Origin of the sequence: Streptomyces sp. CB02414, from assembly GCF_001905385.1 — a bacterium.
GTDB lineage: Bacteria > Actinomycetota > Actinomycetes > Streptomycetales > Streptomycetaceae > Streptomyces.
The window spans coordinates 338,271-355,229 of record NZ_LIPF01000002.1 but is presented as its reverse complement, the minus strand read 5'-3'; the positions used below and the strand labels follow the sequence as shown (position 1 = coordinate 355,229).

The window sequence follows — 16,959 nt, the reverse complement described above, 5'->3', positions numbered from 1 at the left end:
ACCGGGCGCCCTTCCAGTTGTACGGGGGCTCAGCCCCGGTTCAGCTCGAACCAGACCACCTTCCCGGTGCTCAGCCGGGTCGCTCCCCAGCGCCGGGCCAGCCGGTTGACCAGGTACAGCCCACGCCCGCCCTCGTCGGTGGCCCGCGCCTGCCGCAGTCGCGGCAGCTGCGGCACGTCGTCGCCGACCTCGCAGCGCAGCACGTCCGTGCGCAGCAGCCGCAGGGTGACCGGCTTGGTGGCGTACCGCACGGCATTGGTCACGACCTCGCTGACCAGCAGCTCCACGGAGTCGGTCAGGTCCTCCATGCCCCAGCGGCCGAGGGCGCGGCGGGCCAGCCGCCTGGCCCGTCCCGGAGCGGTGTCGTCGGGCTCCAGGAACCAGTACGCCACGTCGCTGGGCGCGATGCCGTCGAAGCGGGCGGCGAGCAGCGCGATGTCGTCGTCCCGGTCGCCCGGCCCGAGCATGTCCAGCACCTCGTCGCACAGGGCTTCCAGGGGCGGCGGATGGTCGGGGCCGGTGAGCTGCGCGGTGACGGCGAGGCGCTCCCGCAGCTGCTCTATGCCGGTCCACACGTCGCGCAGGCGGGACTCGACCAGCCCGTCGGTGTAGAGCAGCAGCGTGGCGCCCGCGGGGGCGTCCAGCTCCACGGCCTCGAAGTCCACGCCCCCCACGCCGATCGGGGCGCCCGCGGGCACCCGCAGCACCTCCGCGTGACCGCCGAGGTGCAGCAGTACGGGCGGCGGGTGGCCGGCGTTGGCGACGGTGATGCGGTGCGAGACCGGGTCGTACACGGCGTACAGACAGGTCGCCATGCGGTCGGTGCCCAGGCGCTGGGCCTGCTCGTCGAGGTGGTGCAGCACCTCCTGCGGCGGCAGGTCGAGCCCGGCCAGGGTCTGCGCGGTGGTCCGCAGCTGGCCCATGATGGCCGCCGACGTCATGGAGTGGCCCATCACGTCGCCGACGACCAGCGCGACGCGGCTGCCGGGCAGCGGGATCGCGTCGTACCAGTCGCCGCCGACCCGCGCGGTCTCCGCGGCCGGGAGGTAGCGGGAGGCGAGCCGCACGCCGGTGCAGTGCGGCAGGTTCTCCGGGAGCATGGTGCGCTGCAGCTCGTCGGCGATGTACGCCTCACGGCCGTACAGCACCGCCTTGTCGATGCCGAGCGCGCTGTGCGTGGCCAGCTGGGCGGCGACCAGCAGGTCGTCGGCCTCGAAGGCGACGCGCTCGGGGCCGCGCAGGAAGAGGGCGGCCCCGATCACCCTGCGCCGGCCGCGCAGCGGCGCGAGGATCGCCCGCTGCCCGTCGGGCACGGCGAAGCCGCCGCCGTCCCCGAGCAGCTCGGGCAGGGCGGCGCGGGCCGCGGGGGTGTCCGTGAAGACCGGGCGCACCCCGCGCAGCACCTCGGCGAGCGCGCTGCCCGGCCGCACCTCGCACAGCTCGGAGCCGACCGTCTCCAGTTCCGAGGGTTCGGGCTGGACCGCGGGCGTGAACCCCGTCTCGGTGTCCCGCTCGGCCGGTATGCGGTCGGTGCGCCGCAGCCGCAGCACCAGCGGGCCGGTGGGCCGCTCGTCGCCGACCGGCAACGGCTCGCGCAGGTAGACGAGGATCGCGTCCGCGAAGGTCGGCACGGTGGCCCGGCACAGCCCCATCACGATCTCGTCGAGGTCCATGCCCCGCGCGATCCGCCGGGTCGCGGCCCCCACGAAGCGCAGCCGGTCCCCGTCCCGCCGCATGGGCGTGGGCCGGCCGGGCGAGGTGACCTGCCCGGTACGGCGCTCGGCCCGCGCCGGTGTCCCCGCACCGTCGGGCCCGGGCCCGGCTCCCGCACCGGTCTGCGCGCCCCCCGGCTGCACCGGGACGCCGTCGGGTGTGGGCCGCGGCCGGTGGGTGTCGGAACCGGTGGCCGGTTCGGTGCCGGGCTGGGAGTGCTCGAAGGCGCCCGTGCCGGAGGTCGGCGGCGTCTGGCCGGCGCGCCCCTGTGCCGATAACGCGGACCCGGAGGCGCGCGGCGGCACGGGGGTACGCAGGAGCGCCCCGCGGGGGTCCGCGGGGTCACCGCCCGCCGTCGGGCGGTCGAAGGAGGTCGGGTGCTCCGTCACGCGTGTCGAATCCATCCGTCCGGGACTGCGCGCGGCGCGTGCAGTTCGTCCCGCAGAAATCCCGATACCCGGAATACGTGCCCCGGGAACGGGATTCCCGCGTGGTCAGAGGCTGTTCCTGTGTCACCGGCGGACCGTCCGCGGCCCATGCCCGTGTTGTCTGCGTACCTCTCGCTCACGTCCTGCCGCCCCTCGGTGACGATCGGTCAAGCACGGTGCACGCCCCGCTGGTTGCTGCCCTGCTGGTTGCGGAGGACGATCCTACGTTTCCTGCCCGGGGGCGCATCAAGGGTCTCATGAGGACACATGCGCGGGTGTGCGGTCCCAGTCCCCGGGGAGCGACGGTACCTCCCACGACGGATCCGGTCGCCAGTGTTCCCAGCCGTCCGCGTACGGGGACTCCCAGGCGCGGATCTCCGCCACCGCGGCCCGTCCCGCCTGCCGCACCCGCTCGGCCAGCCGGGCGTCCATCAGCCGGTCCCGCTGGGCCTGCGCGAACTCGTCCTCGTCCCGCCAGTGCCAGCCGCGGTCCGGGTGCACCGAGATGTCCAGGAAGTGGTCCTCGGAGTCGACGCCGCCCTCCCAGCGGGCGAGCGGCTCCTCCAGGTTCACGTACCAGTTCTTGAACCGCCAGCCCGGGTCCCAGAACAGCCACACCGACCAGGGCGCACCGGGCCGCGCCAGCTTCAGCACGCCCGTGCCGAACCACCGGTCGCGCTGCACCGTGCGCGGCTTGGTGTAGCGCGTCACCAGCGGTTCCAGGTGCACGGGCGTGCCGTCGGCGATGACCGGCTTCACGCACTCGGTGCCGGGCGCCAGCCAGACCGCGAGCAGGTCCGCGTCGTCCCGTACGACGGTGACGGGGCGTGCGATGTGCACGTGCGGGCCGCCGTTCTCCCGGTAGCGCCACAGGATGTGGCTCCCCGGGGTCCAGAACTCCGCGGGGGCCGCCGGCCCGTCCGCCTCCGCCGCGCTCACCGTCTCACCGTCTGCCATGGGCAGATATTAGGTGCCCCGGCCATCCGACGCGCCGGTGATCGCGAGGAGCACCCCCGCGCGGGACGGCCGCCGCGCTTCCGGGCCGGGGCCGTCCGGTCACGGGCGGGTCATCCGCAGCACGTCCAGCGCCTCGTCCAGCTGCTCGTGCGTGAGGTCGCCGCGCTCGACGTACCCGCCCTCGAGCACGACCTGACGGATCGTCTTCCGCTCCGCGAGCGCCTTCTTGGCGACCTTGGCGGCCTCCTCGTACCCGATGTACTTGTTCAGCGGCGTGACGACGGAGGGCGACGACTCGGCGTACTCCCGGGCCCGGTCCCGGTGCGCGACGACCCCGTCGACGGTCCGGTCGGCGAGCAGCCGGGAGACGTTGGCGAGCAGCCGCACCGACTCCAGCACGTTCTTGGCGATGACCGGCAGCATGACGTTCAGCTCGAAGTTGCCGGCCGCTCCGGCGGCGGCGACGGTCGCGTCGTTGCCGGTGACCTGGGCGGCGACCATGAGCACGGCCTCCGGGATCACCGGGTTGACCTTGCCGGGCATGATGGACGACCCGGGCTGGAGGTCGGGGAGCGAGATCTCCGCCAGCCCGGTGCGCGGACCGGACGCCATCCAGCGCAGGTCGTTGGCGATCTTCGTCAGTCCGACCGCGATGGTCCGCAGCTGCCCGCTGGTCTCGACGATGCCGTCCCGGGCGCCCTGCGCCTCGAAGTGGTCGCGCGCCTCGGTCAGCGGCAGCCCCGTGGCGCGGGCCACCTCCGCGATGACGGCGGCGGAGAAGCCGGGCGGGGTGTTGATGCCGGTGCCGACCGCGGTGCCGCCCAGCGGCAGCTCGGCGAGCCGGGGGAGCGACGCCTGAAGCCGCTCGACGCCGTACCGCACCTGGGCGGCGTACCCGCCGAACTCCTGGCCCAGGGTGACCGGAGTGGCGTCCATGAGGTGCGTACGCCCGGACTTCACCACGTCGGCGAACTCCTCCGCCTTGCGCTCCAGGGCGCCGGCGAGGTGGTCGAGGGCCGGGATCAGGTCACGGGTGACGGCGGCGGTGGCGGCGATGTGGATGGAGGACGGGAAGACGTCGTTGGAGGACTGCGAGGCGTTGACGTGGTCGTTGGGGTGCACGTCCCGGCCCAGGCGCTCACTGGCCAGCGTGGCGACGACCTCGTTGGTGTTCATGTTGGACGAGGTGCCCGACCCCGTCTGGAACACGTCCACGGGGAAGTGCGCGTCCCACTTCCCCTCCGCGACCTCGCCGGCCGCCTCCTGGATCGCGGCCGCGACGTCCTCGTCCAGGACGCCCAGCTCGGCGTTGACCTTGGCCGCCGCGCCCTTGATCCGGGCGAGCGCCTCGATGTGCGCGCGCTCGATGCGCTGCCCGGAGACGGGGAAGTTCTCCACCGCCCGCTGTGTCTGGGCCCGCCACTTGGCGTGGGCGGGCACCCGCACCTCGCCCATGGAGTCGTGCTCGGTGCGGTACTCGGTCCTGTCCTGCTCGTCGGCCATCGACGATCACCTCCACGTGTCACAGCGTCCGCGCCGGGACCACTGTTCCCCGTGGAGGCGGATCGTCACGGCCGGGGCTCAGGCGAGTCCGGGACCGCGTACCGGAATGGACGTGAAGGTGGGCGCCGGCGCCGGGTCCTGGAAGAAGTCGTTGCCCTTGTCGTCCACCACGATGAACGCCGGGAAGTCCTCGACCTCGATCTTCCAGACCGCCTCCATGCCGAGCTCCTCGTACTCGACGACCTCGACCTTCTTGATGCAGTCCTGCGCGAGGCGCGCCGCCGGACCGCCGATCGAACCGAGGTAGAAGCCGCCGTGCGTGTCGCACGCGTCGGTGACCTGCTTGCTCCGGTTGCCCTTGGCCAGCATCACCTTGGAGCCGCCCGCCGCCTGGAACTGCTCCACGTAGGAGTCCATGCGCCCGGCGGTCGTCGGCCCGAAGGACCCGGAGGCGTACCCCTCGGGCGTCTTGGCCGGACCCGCGTAGTACACCGGGTGGTCCTTCAGGTACTGCGGCATCCCCTCGCCCGCGTCCAGCCGCTCCTTGATCTTGGCGTGCGCGATGTCGCGGGCCACGACCAGCGGGCCGGTCAGGGACAGCCGGGTCTTGACCGGGTGCTTGGTCAGCTCGGCCAGGATGTCGTCCATGGGCTGGTTGAGGTCGACCTTGACGACGTCACCGTCGGCGTCGAGGTGCTCGTCCGTGGTCTCCGGCAGGAACCGCGCCGGGTCGGTCTCCAGCTGCTCCAGGAAGACGCCCTCGGCGGTGATCTTGGCGACCGCCTGCCGGTCCGCCGAGCAGGACACGGCGATGGCGACCGGGCAGGAGGCCCCGTGCCGGGGCAGGCGCACCACGCGCACGTCGTGGCAGAAGTACTTGCCGCCGAACTGCGCGCCGATGCCGATCTTCTGCGTCAGCTCGAAGACCTTCTCCTCCAGCTCCTTGTCCCGGAACCCGTGGCCGAGCTCGGACCCCTCGGCGGGGATCTCGTCCAGGTAGTGCGCGGAGGCGTACTTCGCGGTCTTCAGCGCGTACTCGGCGGAGGTGCCGCCGACCACGATCGCCAGGTGGTACGGCGGGCAGGCGGCCGTACCGAGCGAGCGGATCTTCTCCTCCAGGAACTTCATCATGGAGGACTCGTTCAGGACGGCCTTCGTCTCCTGGTAGAGGAAGGACTTGTTGGCCGAGCCGCCGCCCTTGGCCATGAACAGGAACTTGTAGGCGCCGCCGTCGGTCGCGTACAGCTCGATCTGTGCCGGGAGGTTGGAGCCGGTGTTCTTCTCCTCCCACATGGTGAGCGGAGCCATCTGCGAGTAGCGCAGGTTCAGGTTCTTGTAGGCGTCGTAGATGCCCCGGCTCAGGGCCTCCTCGTCGCCGCCCGCCGTCAGCACGTTCTGCCCGCGCTTGCCCATGACGATCGCCGTGCCGGTGTCCTGGCACATCGGCAGCACGCCCGCCGCCGCGATGTTCGCGTTCTTCAGCAGGTCCAGCGCCACGAACTTGTCGTTGCCCGACGCCTCGGGGTCGTCGATGATGCGGCGCAGCTGCGCCAGGTGGGCCGGGCGCAGGTAGTGCTGGATGTCGTGGACGGCCTCCTCGGCCAGCTTGCGCAGCGCCTCCGGCTCGACCTTGAGGAACGTCCGCCCGTCGGCCTCGAAGGTGGACACACCCTCGGCGGTCACCAGCCGGTACGGAGTGGTGTCCTCACCCTGGGGGAGCAGATCGGTGTACGCGAACTCAGGCATCTCGCCCATTCCTCACTAGACATGGCTGGCCTCCGTTGGCAGCGCCAACCAGCGTAAAACCTGCCCGCGGCGCCGAGCCTGTGAGGTAAGGCTCAGTAAGTCCGCGGCCGTTCCGCGAGAAGGTCGTCCACAGGGCTAGTCGCGATCTATCGCGTTTCGCTACTCTGTTGCCGTGGACCTTCAGAAGCACGCCCCAACGCAGGACGCGGCAGCGCGCGGCACCGCGCCGAGCGTCTCCGAGATGCGCGCCTCGGACGCCGACCGTGACCGCATCGCCGACATGCTCCGCGACGCCCTCGCCGAGGGGCGGCTGACGGCCGAGGAGCACGCCGAGCGCGTCGAGGGCGTGCTGGCCACCAGAACGGTCGGCGAGCTGGACGCCTTCGTGCGCGACCTGCCCGCCGCGCACGCGGGGCGGCCCAGCGCCGCTCCGGCTCCCCACCGCCCCACCGCCGGCACCGTCCCGGCGGACCCCGACGAGAACGTGGTCGCGGTCTTCAGCGGCGCCGTCCGCAAGGGCCGCTGGCGGGCCGGCCGCCGCATCCACGCGTACGCGGTCTTCGGCAGCGTGGAGATCGATCTCAGCGAGGCGCTCTTCGAGCACCAGCAGGTCGTGATCAAGGCGTTCTCCGTCTTCGGCAGCGTCGAGGTGCGGGTCCCGGAGAACGTGTCGTTGCGTGGAGCCGGCGGCGGTGTGCTCGGCAGCTTCGAGGTGGACGCCGTCGACTCCGCCGAGGCCGACGCCCCCGTCGTGTACGTGGACGGCTGGGCGGTGCTGGGCAGCGTCGAGGCCCGGCCGAAGCGGGGCAAGTTCGTCGCGGACATCCTCGACCGGGTGCACCGCAAGGTCGAGAAGGGTTTGCGCAAGCACCTGTAGCGCGACTCGCGCGCCGGTTGGGAACCCTGTGCATAGGCGCGCGCACAACGGGTAAGCCTGACGCATCGTTCTCTCGCTCGCGAAGCCGTCGTCAGGAGTAGACCGTGCTGCAACCGCCGCATTCGTCCCTGCAGGTAGCTGCCGTCCCGGCCCAGCGGGTGCCTGTGCGGCACAGGGACCAGGACGCTCCCTGGCACACCGAGGCGGTGTGCCGGCGCGACGAGGCCGGACTGTTCTTCGCCCCCTCCAAGGAACCCACCGCGGCCCGGCTCTCCCGCGAGGAGGCGGCCAAGCGGGTCTGCGCACGCTGCCCGGTCATGGTCGAGTGCCGCGAGCACGCCCTCCTGCAGCCCGAGCCCTACGGCGTCTGGGGCGGCCTCACCGCCGCCGAACGCCGCGTGGTCCTGGCCCGCCGCCGCCGTCGCGACCTGGAACTGAAGAAGGCCGCCAGCACGACGGGCCGCATAGCGGCGGCCGGCTGACCTCCGGGCAAACAAAAGGGCACCCTCTCCGCACAGAGGGTGCCCTTTTCACACGGGGGGCGCGGGGCTGTGTCCGATCTGCGGCTCCGCCGCGCGGGCGCGACCGACGGCGTCTGTCTCATGCCGGTCGCTACAGCCAACCCAGGGGCGCGGGGAACTGCGCGACCAGCCACGACGCACCCGCACTCACCGAACAACGGTCACCCCCGCCTCAGCGGGCGCCCCGCACAACCGACGGAGTCACTTCGCCCGGTCGAAATCAATCGCGCTGTACGCCCGCAGCTTGCTCAGCCGGTGCTCGGAGTCGATCCGCCGCACCGTCCCCGACTTCGACCGCATCACGATCGAGTCGGTCGTCGCCGTCTCGGACCGGTACCGCACCCCGCGCAGCAGCTCACCGTCGGTGATGCCGGTCGCGACGAAGAACACGTTGTCCCCGGAGACCAGGTCGTCGGTGGTCAGCACCCGGTCCAGATCGTGCCCGGCGTCGATCGCGCGCTGCCGCTCCTCGTCGTCCTTGGGCCACAGCTTGCCCTGGATGGTGCCGCCCAGGCACTTCACCGCACAGGCCGAGATGATGCCCTCCGGCGTGCCGCCGACCCCGAGCAGCAGGTCGATGCCGGTGCCCTCGCGCAGCGCCAGGATGGAGCCGGCCACGTCGCCGTCGGAGATCAGCTTGATGCGCGCGCCGGTCTCCCGCACCTCCTTGATCAGACCCTGATGGCGGGGCCGGTCGAGGATGACGACGGTGACGTCCTCGGGAGTGCGCCGCTTGGCCTTGGCGATCCGGCGGATGTTCACGGACACGGGCGCGTTGATGTCGACGAAGTCGGCGGCCTCCGGGCCGGTGACCAGCTTGTCCATGTAGAAGACGGCCGACGGGTCGAACATCGAGCCCCGTTCGGCCGCGGCCAGCACCGCGATGGCGTTGGTCATGCCGTTGGCCGTCAGCGTGGTCCCGTCGATCGGGTCCACGGCGATGTCCACCTCGGCGCCGGTGCCGTCGCCGACCCGCTCCCCGTTGAAGAGCATCGGGGCCTCGTCCTTCTCGCCCTCACCGATGACGACGACGCCGTTCATCGAGACGGTGTGGACGAGGGTCCGCATGGCGCGGACCGCGGCACCGTCGGCGCCGTTCTTGTCTCCGCGCCCGACCCAGCGGCCGGCGGCCATCGCCGCGGCTTCGGTCACCCGCACCAGTTCCATGGCGAGGTTGCGGTCAGGGGCCTCCGAGGGAACGTCCAGCTCGGAGGGCAGATGATGCTCGGTCATCGGAACGCACCTTTCTGATACGACGACGGCCGGATGAGGGTGTGGCCATGACTCTATCGTCAGTCCGACAAAATGAGCAGGGGACCCCACGTATGAGCACATCGGGGACCTGCGACGATAGGGGCGTGGCAGGTACGAACGGCAAGCAGAAGACGGCCCGGGACATGGTGCTCTCCCTGGGCGTCATCGTTCTCGCGGGACTGGTCATGTATCTCTTCATCCCGCACGACGACGACGGCGGTCCCGACCTCAGGCGGGTCGACTACACGGTCGAGCTGACCACCGCACGCCGCGCCGCACCGTACCCGGTGGCGGCTCCCAAGGGGCTGCCCCAGGAGTGGAAGCCGACCTCCGTCCGCTACCGCGGCGCCGAGGACAACGCCTGGCACCTGGGCTACCACGCCCCCGACGGTGCGTACGTGGCGGTCGAGCAGTCGACGCGGAAGCCGGCCGAGTTCATCGAGGAGGCCAGCCAGGGCGCGCGGAAGACCGAGGCCACCGAGGAGATCGGCGGCCGGACGTGGACCCGGTACACGGGTGGCCGGTACGAGGCGCTGGTGCTGCACGACACCGACGGAGTGAAGGGCGCGACGACGGTCGTGGCCGGCACGGGATCCTTCGAGCAGCTGGGCAGGATGGCGGCGGCGCTGAAGCTGGCCTGAGCCGGCGCCGTACTCCGCACCACGACGGGCACACGGCGAAGCCCCCGGTGACGCACCGGGGGCTTCGCCGTGTCCGCGCCGGAGCGCCGGACTCAGACCGTGGTGACGACCTGCTCGTACGCCAGCCGCGGGGAGCGCGGGAACCAGGCGTCCGGGCCGGGACGGCCGATGTTGACGACCATCAGCGGCGTGTGGTCGTCGTCGAGGAACTCCTTGCGGACGCCCTCGAAGTCCAGTCCCGTCATCGGGCCGGCGGCCAGCCCGGCGGCGCGGACGCCGATGACGAAGTACGCGGCCTGCAGGGCGGCGTTCAGACCGGCGGCCCCCTCGCGCACCGGGCGCTCGCTGAAGAAGGCGTCCTTGATCTGCGGAGCGTGCGGCATGAGCTGCGGCAGTTCCTCGTGGAACTCGTTGTCCGCCGACAGGATGGCGACCAGCGGGGCGGTGGCCGTCTTGGGGCGGTTGCCCTCGGCCATGTGCTGGACCAGGCGCTCGCGGGCCTCGGGGGAGCGGACCAGGGTGATGCGCAGCGGCGACTGGTTGAAGGCGGTCGGGCCGTACTTGACCAGGTCGTAGATCGCCTGCACCTGCTCGTCGGTCACCGGCTCGTCGGTGAAGGTGTTCGCGGTGCGGGCCTCGCGGAACAGCAGGTCCTGGGCGGCGGGGTCAAGGACGAGAGACATACGTGATCTTCCTCGGGGGGTGCGTCGGCTCCGCACGGGTCGGCGGGGAGCCGTTGACGAGGACGACGCTACGCGAAAGAAGTTCAACCTTCAACCAAAGCCGGGTGCGGTGATCCGCTTCACAGGGCCGCCCGCGTGACGGAGCCCCGCGAGTCGGGGGAGCGGTGGGCGTGTCGGGAGAGGGGTGATCGCGAGGAGTACGCCTATATGACGATGTGAAATTCATCGCACAGCGTGACGTAACCGGACTCACCGTCGCGGTCGTGGGGCTCGGCTACGTGGGCCTGCCCACCGCACTCGCCCTCACGGACGCCGGCGCGACGGTCATCGGCATCGACTGCGATCCCGCCCGCCTGCGCGCCATCGCCACGGGAGAGGTGGACCTGCTCCCGCTGCACCACGCACAGCTGGCCTGCGCCACGGCCGGCGACGGCTTCCGGCTCACCACGGACGCCGCGGCGGTCGGCGCCGCGGACGCCGTGATCATCTGCGTCCCGACCCCCGTCGACGCCCGGCGCGAACCCGACCTCACGGCGCTGGCAGCCGCCTGCGCCTCGGTGGTGGAGCACACCGTGCCCGGCCAGCTCGTCGTCCTGACCTCCACCAGCTACGTCGGGACCACCCGGGACCTGCTCGTCGAACCGCTGCGGGCCCGAGGCCTGAGCGCCGACGAGGACGTGTACGTGGCCTTCGCCCCCGAGCGGATCGACCCCGGCAACGAACGCCACACCCCCGAACGCACCCCGCGCCTGGTGGGCGGCGCCGGCCCGCACAGCACCCGCGCCGCCGCCGCACTGCTCGCGCCGACCGCCTCCGCCATCCGCACCGTCGCCGACCCGGAGACCGCCGAGATGGCGAAGCTCTGGGAGAACACCTACCGCGCCGTCAACATCGCCCTCGCCAACGAACTGGCCGACGCCTGCCACGCCCTGGGCCTGGCGCCGGTCCCCGTCATCGAGGCGGCGGCGACCAAGCCGTACGGCTTCATGCCGTTCTACCCGGGACCCGGCGTGGGCGGTCACTGCATCCCGTGCGACCCCCACTACCTGCTGTGGCAGTTGGGCAGGATCCGGCAGCAGGCCCCGGTCGTGGCGACCGCGCTCGCGGCCAACGGCGGCCGGCCCGCGCGAATCACCGAACGCGCCCTGGACCTGCTCGCCCGGTCCGCCGTCCCCGCCCGTGACGCACGGGTGCTGCTGATGGGGGTCGCCTACAAGGAGGGCGTGGCGGACGTCCGGGAGAGCCCCGCGCTGGAGATCCTCGGCGGACTGGCCGCGGCCGGCGCACGGGTCGCCTACTGCGACCCCATGGTGCCGTCGGTCACCCTGGAAACGGGCGTGCTGCACCACGTGCCGGACCCGCACACCCGCCCGTGGGACCTGGTCGTCCTGCACACCGTCCACCCCGTGCACGACCTGACGTGGCTGCGCACCGCCGACGCCCCACCCGTCCTCGACACCCGGCAGCGCGGAACCCTGCCGGGTGCGGGTGCGGGTGCGGACGCCGGGGGCGGCATCGTCGGGGCCCGGGCCGGAGGTGTCGGCACCGTAGGCCGGGCTGCCGGGGGCCCGGCTCGGCGTGCCGCTGCCGAACCGTCGGCCGGGACCGGCGCCGACGCCGTGGGCCGGGCCGGGAGCGCCGCTGCCGGAGCGCCGGCCGGGAGCGGCACCGACGCCGGATCCCGGACCGGGAGTGCCGCCGCCGCAGGGGCCGAGGCCGCGGCATGACCGTCCTCCGCCCGGGCCGCGTACCGCCCGCCCACCCGGCCCGCACGGGCCTCGGCCACCGGCTGGACGTCCTCGATCCCGGCGTCCGCCGTGACGTCGTACGGTTGCTCAGCCTCCTGGCCCTGCTGCCGCTCCTGCTGCTCCTGGCCCGCCGCGCCGTCCGCCTGCCTCACGGCTTCGACCTGCTCACGCTCTACGGCCTCACCGTCCTGGCCGGCACCGTCTGCCTCCTCCACCTCGCCTACAGCCGCTACGACGACCCGGCCGTACGCCCCCTGCGCCGGCGCCCCCGCCACGCCGAGGCGTTCCCGGCCCTGCCCGCGCGGCCACGGGTGAGCTTCCTGCTGGCCGTGCGCAACGAACGGGAGCACATCGAGGCGTGCGTGCGCTCCATGGCCGCCGTCGACTACCCCGACCTCCAGCTCGTCGTGGTCGACGACGCCTCCGACGACGGCACGGCGGACGTACTGGAACGCCTCGCCGCCGAGCTGCCGCTCACCCTCCTCCGGCTGGACGAGAACCTCGGCAAGAAGGGCGCGCTGGTCCGCGCCTGCGCCGTCGCCGACGGGGACGTCCTGCTGTTCACCGACTCCGACTGCGTCGTCGCACCGGACGCCGTGCGGCACTGCGTCACCGCCCTGGTCCGCCACCCGGAGCTGGGCGCGGTCAGCGGCCACTGCCGGGCGCTCAACGCCGACGCCGGTCTGCTGGCCCGTGTCCAGGACGTCTGGTACGAGGGCCAGTTCCGGATCACCAAGGCCGCCGAGGCCGCCTTCGGCTCGGTGTGCTGCGTCTCCGGCCCGCTCGCCGCGTTCCGCCGCGAGGCCATCTGGAACTACCTGCCGGCGTGGGCCGAGGACCGTTTCCTCGGCGCCCCGTTCCGCTTCGCCACCGACCGTCAGCTCACCGGCTACGTCCTCGGCCAGGCCTGGCACGGCCGCGCGCTCAAGGAGCGGCACGCCGACTCCCCGTTCGTCCGCGACCACGACCACCCCGAGCTGCGCTGGGAGGTCGGCTACACCCGCGCCGCCCGTGTGTGGACCCGGGTGCCCTCCCGGCCGGCCTCCTTCCTGCGCCAGCAGATCCGCTGGAAGAAGAGCTTCGTCAGGAACCTCTTCTTCACCGGCCGCTTCATGTGGCGCCGGGGCCCGGCCGCCGCCGCGCTGTACTACGGGCACGCCCTGTGGGTGATCGCGGCCCCGGTCCTGGTCGTACGGCACCTGGTGTGGGCACCGCTGCACCTGGCCGGGCTGCTGACCCTGCTGTACCTGTCCGGGGTGGTCCTCAAGGGCTGCGTCTGGGGCATCGCCTACCGGCTCGACCACCCCGGGGACCGGTCCTGGCGCTGCCGGCCCCTGATGAGCCTGCTGTCCTGCTGCGTACTGGCCTGGCTGCTGCCGTACGCCCTGCTCACCCTGCGCCGCGACGTCTGGTCGAGGAGTGCCGCATGAGGAGTCCGAGAAGTCTGCTGCACGGGCTGGGCCGGGCGCTCGCCGTCGGCGTCACGTGCGCCGTGATCGCGCTGGTCTACCTGTTCGTCATCACCCGGGGACGTCCCCTGTGAGGCGCGCGGTCACCGGCGGCCGCCGGCCGCTGCGCGCCGTCCTCGCGCTGCTCACCCTGGGCGTGCTCGCGCTGCCCTTCACCGTCGCCTGGCAGTACGACGCGTTCCGGCGGGCGGTGTCGCACCAGGCCGCGCCCCCTGCGGTGCCGGCAACCGGGGCCGCGGGCGCCGAGGCGAAGGTGCCCCCCGCCGGCCGCGCGCCGGTCGTCCTCGCGTACCACGACGTCGGCCCGGACGCCCGCAGCCGCTACACCGTCACCCCGGAGCGGTTCGACGCGCAGCTGCGCGCCCTGGACGCGGCCGAGTACCGCACCCTGTCCACCCGGGAGTTCACCGAGTTCCTGCGCACCGGCCGCGCGCCCGCGAGCCGCAGCGTCTACCTCACCTTCGACGACGGCACGCACGGGCTGTGGGTGCACGCCGACCCGATCCTGGCCAGGTACCGGATGAAGGCGGCGGCCTACCTGATCACCGGCCAGGTGGGCACCCACCGGCCGTACTACCTCTCCTGGCCGGAGATCGAGCGGATGGCGGACTCCGGCCGCTGGGACTTCCAGGCCCACACCCATCTCAGCCACCACCGCGCCGCGGTGGACGCGGCCGGGCACCAGCGCTCGGCGTTCACCAACCGCCTCTGGCTGCCGGACGAGGAGCGCGTCGAGACCCGGGACGAGTACCGCCGCCGCATCGCCGCCGACCTCGACCGGTCGGTGCGCGACCTCACCGCACGCGGCCTGCCCGCACCACGGCTGTTCGCCTACCCCTTCTCGGAACGGCTGGAGGAGTCCAACCTCGGTCCGCGCGGCGCCGACGCCCTGCGGTCACTGCTGCGGGCCCGCTTCACCGCCACCCTCACCAACAGTGCCGACCGGCCGCTGCCCGCGGGCCCGCGGGCAGCGGCCGCCGGGAAGGTGCAGCGCCTGGAAGTCACCCGGGAGACGACCCCCGAGGCCCTGCTGCGGGACCTCGCCCGCTGGACACCGGTGGCGCCGTCCGGCGTCGGCCGGCCGCTGTCCCGCGCGGAGCAGTGGCGGGTGACCGGTGGCGCCGAGCCGGTCGGACTGGGGGCGCTCACCGGCGAGGGACGCCGGCCGGGCGACACCGACTACGTCTCGGCCGCCCACCGCCCGATCGCCACCGCGGACTGGACCGACTACCGCCTGCGGGCGACCGCCGACGGGCTGCGCGGCACCACCAACAGCGTCGGCATCACCGTACGGTCCGGCAGCGGACACCCGGTGACGCTCTCGGTCGGCCGCAACACGGCGAGCCTCACCGCGAGGGGGAGGGCCGGCACGGACGACCGGTCGTCGTGCGGGCTCGACCCCGCCGCCGGACACGACGTCGACGTCTCGGTGACACCCGAGCGGGTACGGGTCGAGGTGGACGGGCGGCACTGCGCGACGGCGCGCGCGGGCGGATGGCCCGAGGCGGAGGGCGCGGGGGGCTTCTCCCTCAGCGTGCGCACCGACGGGCCCGACGGGCGGTGGCCCCGCTTCACCGCCCTGAAGGTCGAGTGACGCATATCACAGGCGCCCGGCGATCACTCCCCGTCCGGGCGCCGGTCGTACAGGGTGAAGCGCCCACCACCCGCACCGAGGGAGCACCCGCCATGACCAGCAGCGCCGCCGCCAAGGGCCCCGCCTCCTACTTCCCGTCGATCGAGAAGAAGTACGGCCGCCCGATCGCGGAGTGGAAGGAGCTGATCCGCTCCTCGCCGCTCACCAAGCACATGGAGCTCGTCTCCTGGCTCAAGACCGAGCACGGCCTGGGCCACGGACACGCGGGCGCACTGGTCGCGCACACGCTCGCCGAGGACAGCGCGAAGTGAGCCGCGCCCCGCGCGGCTAGGGGGTCTCCTCGTCCGCCTCTGCCTCCGCCTCCTCGGCCAGCGCCGCGTCCAGGCGCGCGCGGGCGCCGTCCAGCCAGCGGCGGCAGACCTTCGCCAGTTCCTCGCCCCGCTCCCACAGGGCGAGGGACTCCTCCAGCGTCGTACCGCCGGCTTCCAGCCGCCGTACGACCTCGATCAGCTCGTCCCGCGCCTGCTCGTACCCGAGCGCCTCGGACACGGCCGTCGGCTGCTCCACCTCGCTGGTCATCCACTCACCTTACGTATCGACTCGTACGGAGAAATCGCCCTCGGACACGCGGGCGCGCAGGGCCTCGCCCGGCTCCACCTCGCCGGGGTCACGGACGGCGTGCCCGTCGGCCCGCTGCAGCACGGCGTACCCGCGCTTCAGGGTCGCGGCGGGGGAGAGGGCCACCACGCGCGCGTGCGTGTGCGTCAGCTCGGAGTCGGCCCGGTCGAGGTGGTGCCGCAGTGTGCGGCGGCCCCGCTCCAGCAGGGCCGTCACCTGCTCGGCCCGCTCGTCGATCATCCGGTGCGGGTCCTGTATCGACGGCCGGGCGAGCGCGTGGGCCAGGCCCCGCTCCTCCCGGTCGACGAACGCGGCCACGCACCGCCGCGCCCGGTCCCGCAGCTGCCGGACCCGCTCGTACTCCTCGCCGACGTCCGGTACGACCTTCTTCGCGGCGTCGGTCGGGGTGGACGCGCGCAGATCGGCGACCAGATCCAGCAGGGGGCTGTCCGGCTCGTGCCCGATCGCCGAGACGACCGGCGTACGGCAGGCGGCGACCGCCCGCACCAGCTGCTCGTCGGAGAACGGCAGCAGATCCTCCACGCTGCCGCCACCGCGGGCGACGACGATCACGTCGACGTCGTCGATCGCGTCCAGCTCCTTCACCGCCTGCACCACCTGCGGCACCGCGTGCACGCCCTGCACGGGGACGTTGCGCACCTCGAAGCGGACGGCGGGCCAGCGGTGCCGGGCGTTCTCCAGGACGTCCCGCTCGGCCGCCGAGGCCCGCCCGCACACCAGACCGATCAGCTGCGGCAGGAACGGCAGCGGCTTCTTCCGCTCCGCCGCGAACAGCCCCTCCCGCGCGAGCGACTTCTTCAGCTGCTCCAGCCGCGCCAGCAGCTCCCCGACGCCTACCGGCTTGATCGCGGCCGCCCGCAGCGACAGCTGCCCGCGCGGGGCGTACCACTCCGGCTTGGCGTGCACGACGACCCGCGCACCCTCGCCGACCACGTCCGCCACCGCGTCGAACACCTGCCGGTAGCAGGTCACGCTCACGGAGATGTCGTACGACGGGTCGCGCAGCGTCAGGAACACGACCCCCGCGCCCGGCCGCCGCGACAACTGGGTGATCTGCCCCTCGACCCACACCGCGCCGAGCCGGTCGATCCAGCCCCCGATCAGCCGTGACACCTCACCCACGGGCAGTGGGCTTTCGGGAGTCGAGTTAACAGCCATGCGCCCGAGCGTAACGGCCGGGTACGAC

15 protein-coding genes are annotated in these 16,959 nt (G+C 73.0%); 7 read left to right on the top strand and 8 right to left on the bottom strand.

Annotated elements, in window-relative coordinates; all coding sequences use genetic code 11:
- Positions 1-29: 29 nt before the first annotated feature.
- From AMK11_RS07735 to AMK11_RS07720, 4 genes are all read right to left on the bottom strand, one after another.
- A complete protein-coding gene (locus tag AMK11_RS07735) occupies positions 30-2,117 on the bottom strand; it encodes a SpoIIE family protein phosphatase (protein WP_073724579.1) in 2,088 nt (695 codons plus the stop codon).
- A 279-nt stretch (positions 2,118-2,396) separates the two neighbouring features.
- A complete protein-coding gene (gene fomD / locus AMK11_RS07730) occupies positions 2,397-3,098 on the bottom strand; it encodes a cytidylyl-2-hydroxypropylphosphonate hydrolase (protein ID WP_073724577.1) in 702 nt (233 codons plus the stop codon).
- A gap of 99 nt (positions 3,099-3,197) precedes the next feature.
- On the bottom strand, positions 3,198-4,601 hold the full coding sequence (locus AMK11_RS07725) for a class II fumarate hydratase (RefSeq protein WP_073724575.1): 1,404 nt from the start codon (positions 4,599-4,601) through the stop codon (positions 3,198-3,200).
- A 78-nt stretch (positions 4,602-4,679) separates the two neighbouring features.
- Positions 4,680-6,347 (bottom strand): fumarate hydratase, encoded by a 1,668-nt coding sequence (locus tag AMK11_RS07720; RefSeq protein WP_073725654.1) that lies wholly within the window; start codon positions 6,345-6,347, stop codon positions 4,680-4,682.
- Between the two features lie 172 nt (positions 6,348-6,519).
- Between AMK11_RS07720 and AMK11_RS07715 the strand changes: the two genes are divergently transcribed.
- Together AMK11_RS07715 and AMK11_RS07710 are read left to right on the top strand one after the other, a co-directional pair.
- Positions 6,520-7,224, top strand: coding sequence for a DUF1707 SHOCT-like domain-containing protein (locus AMK11_RS07715; RefSeq protein ID WP_073724573.1), 705 nt, complete (start codon positions 6,520-6,522; stop codon positions 7,222-7,224).
- 104 nt (positions 7,225-7,328) lie between these two features.
- Positions 7,329-7,706: a WhiB family transcriptional regulator gene (locus AMK11_RS07710; protein ID WP_073724571.1), complete on the top strand. Its 378-nt coding sequence runs from the start codon at positions 7,329-7,331 to the stop codon at positions 7,704-7,706.
- Positions 7,707-7,946: 240 nt separating this feature from the next.
- On the opposite strand, the gene glpX is transcribed toward AMK11_RS07710, so the two are convergent.
- Entirely contained in the window at positions 7,947-8,978 is a 1,032-nt protein-coding gene (gene glpX / locus AMK11_RS07705; RefSeq protein WP_073724569.1) for a class II fructose-bisphosphatase, read from the bottom strand.
- A gap of 125 nt (positions 8,979-9,103) precedes the next feature.
- On the opposite strand from glpX, the gene AMK11_RS07700 reads away from it, so the two are divergent.
- Positions 9,104-9,640 (top strand): DUF4245 domain-containing protein, encoded by a 537-nt coding sequence (locus AMK11_RS07700; RefSeq protein WP_073724567.1) that lies wholly within the window; start codon positions 9,104-9,106, stop codon positions 9,638-9,640.
- A gap of 92 nt (positions 9,641-9,732) precedes the next feature.
- Here the strand turns inward: AMK11_RS07700 and AMK11_RS07695 are convergent, their stop codons facing one another.
- A complete protein-coding gene (locus tag AMK11_RS07695; protein ID WP_073724565.1) occupies positions 9,733-10,323 on the bottom strand; it encodes a malonic semialdehyde reductase in 591 nt (196 codons plus the stop codon).
- A gap of 215 nt (positions 10,324-10,538) precedes the next feature.
- On the opposite strand from AMK11_RS07695, the gene AMK11_RS07690 reads away from it, so the two are divergent.
- From AMK11_RS07690 to AMK11_RS07675, 4 genes are all read left to right on the top strand, one after another.
- Positions 10,539-12,050: a nucleotide sugar dehydrogenase gene (locus AMK11_RS07690; protein WP_241846912.1), complete on the top strand. Its 1,512-nt coding sequence runs from the start codon at positions 10,539-10,541 to the stop codon at positions 12,048-12,050.
- On the top strand, positions 12,047-13,501 hold the full coding sequence (locus tag AMK11_RS07685) for a glycosyltransferase family 2 protein (protein WP_079187298.1): 1,455 nt from the start codon (positions 12,047-12,049) through the stop codon (positions 13,499-13,501). The genes AMK11_RS07690 and AMK11_RS07685 overlap by 4 nt, the downstream gene beginning before the upstream one ends.
- Before the next feature lie 109 nt (positions 13,502-13,610).
- A complete protein-coding gene (locus tag AMK11_RS07680; protein WP_241846911.1) occupies positions 13,611-15,134 on the top strand; it encodes a polysaccharide deacetylase family protein in 1,524 nt (507 codons plus the stop codon).
- Between the two features lie 92 nt (positions 15,135-15,226).
- A complete protein-coding gene (locus AMK11_RS07675; RefSeq protein ID WP_073724561.1) occupies positions 15,227-15,445 on the top strand; it encodes a DUF4287 domain-containing protein in 219 nt (72 codons plus the stop codon).
- A gap of 16 nt (positions 15,446-15,461) precedes the next feature.
- On the opposite strand, the gene AMK11_RS07670 is transcribed toward AMK11_RS07675, so the two are convergent.
- Complete coding sequence (locus AMK11_RS07670) at positions 15,462-15,713, bottom strand: exodeoxyribonuclease VII small subunit (RefSeq protein WP_073724559.1); 252 nt, start codon at positions 15,711-15,713, stop codon at positions 15,462-15,464.
- Positions 15,714-15,722: 9 nt separating this feature from the next.
- Complete coding sequence (gene xseA / locus AMK11_RS07665) at positions 15,723-16,931, bottom strand: exodeoxyribonuclease VII large subunit (protein ID WP_073724557.1); 1,209 nt, start codon at positions 16,929-16,931, stop codon at positions 15,723-15,725.
- Positions 16,932-16,959 lie beyond the last annotated feature (28 nt).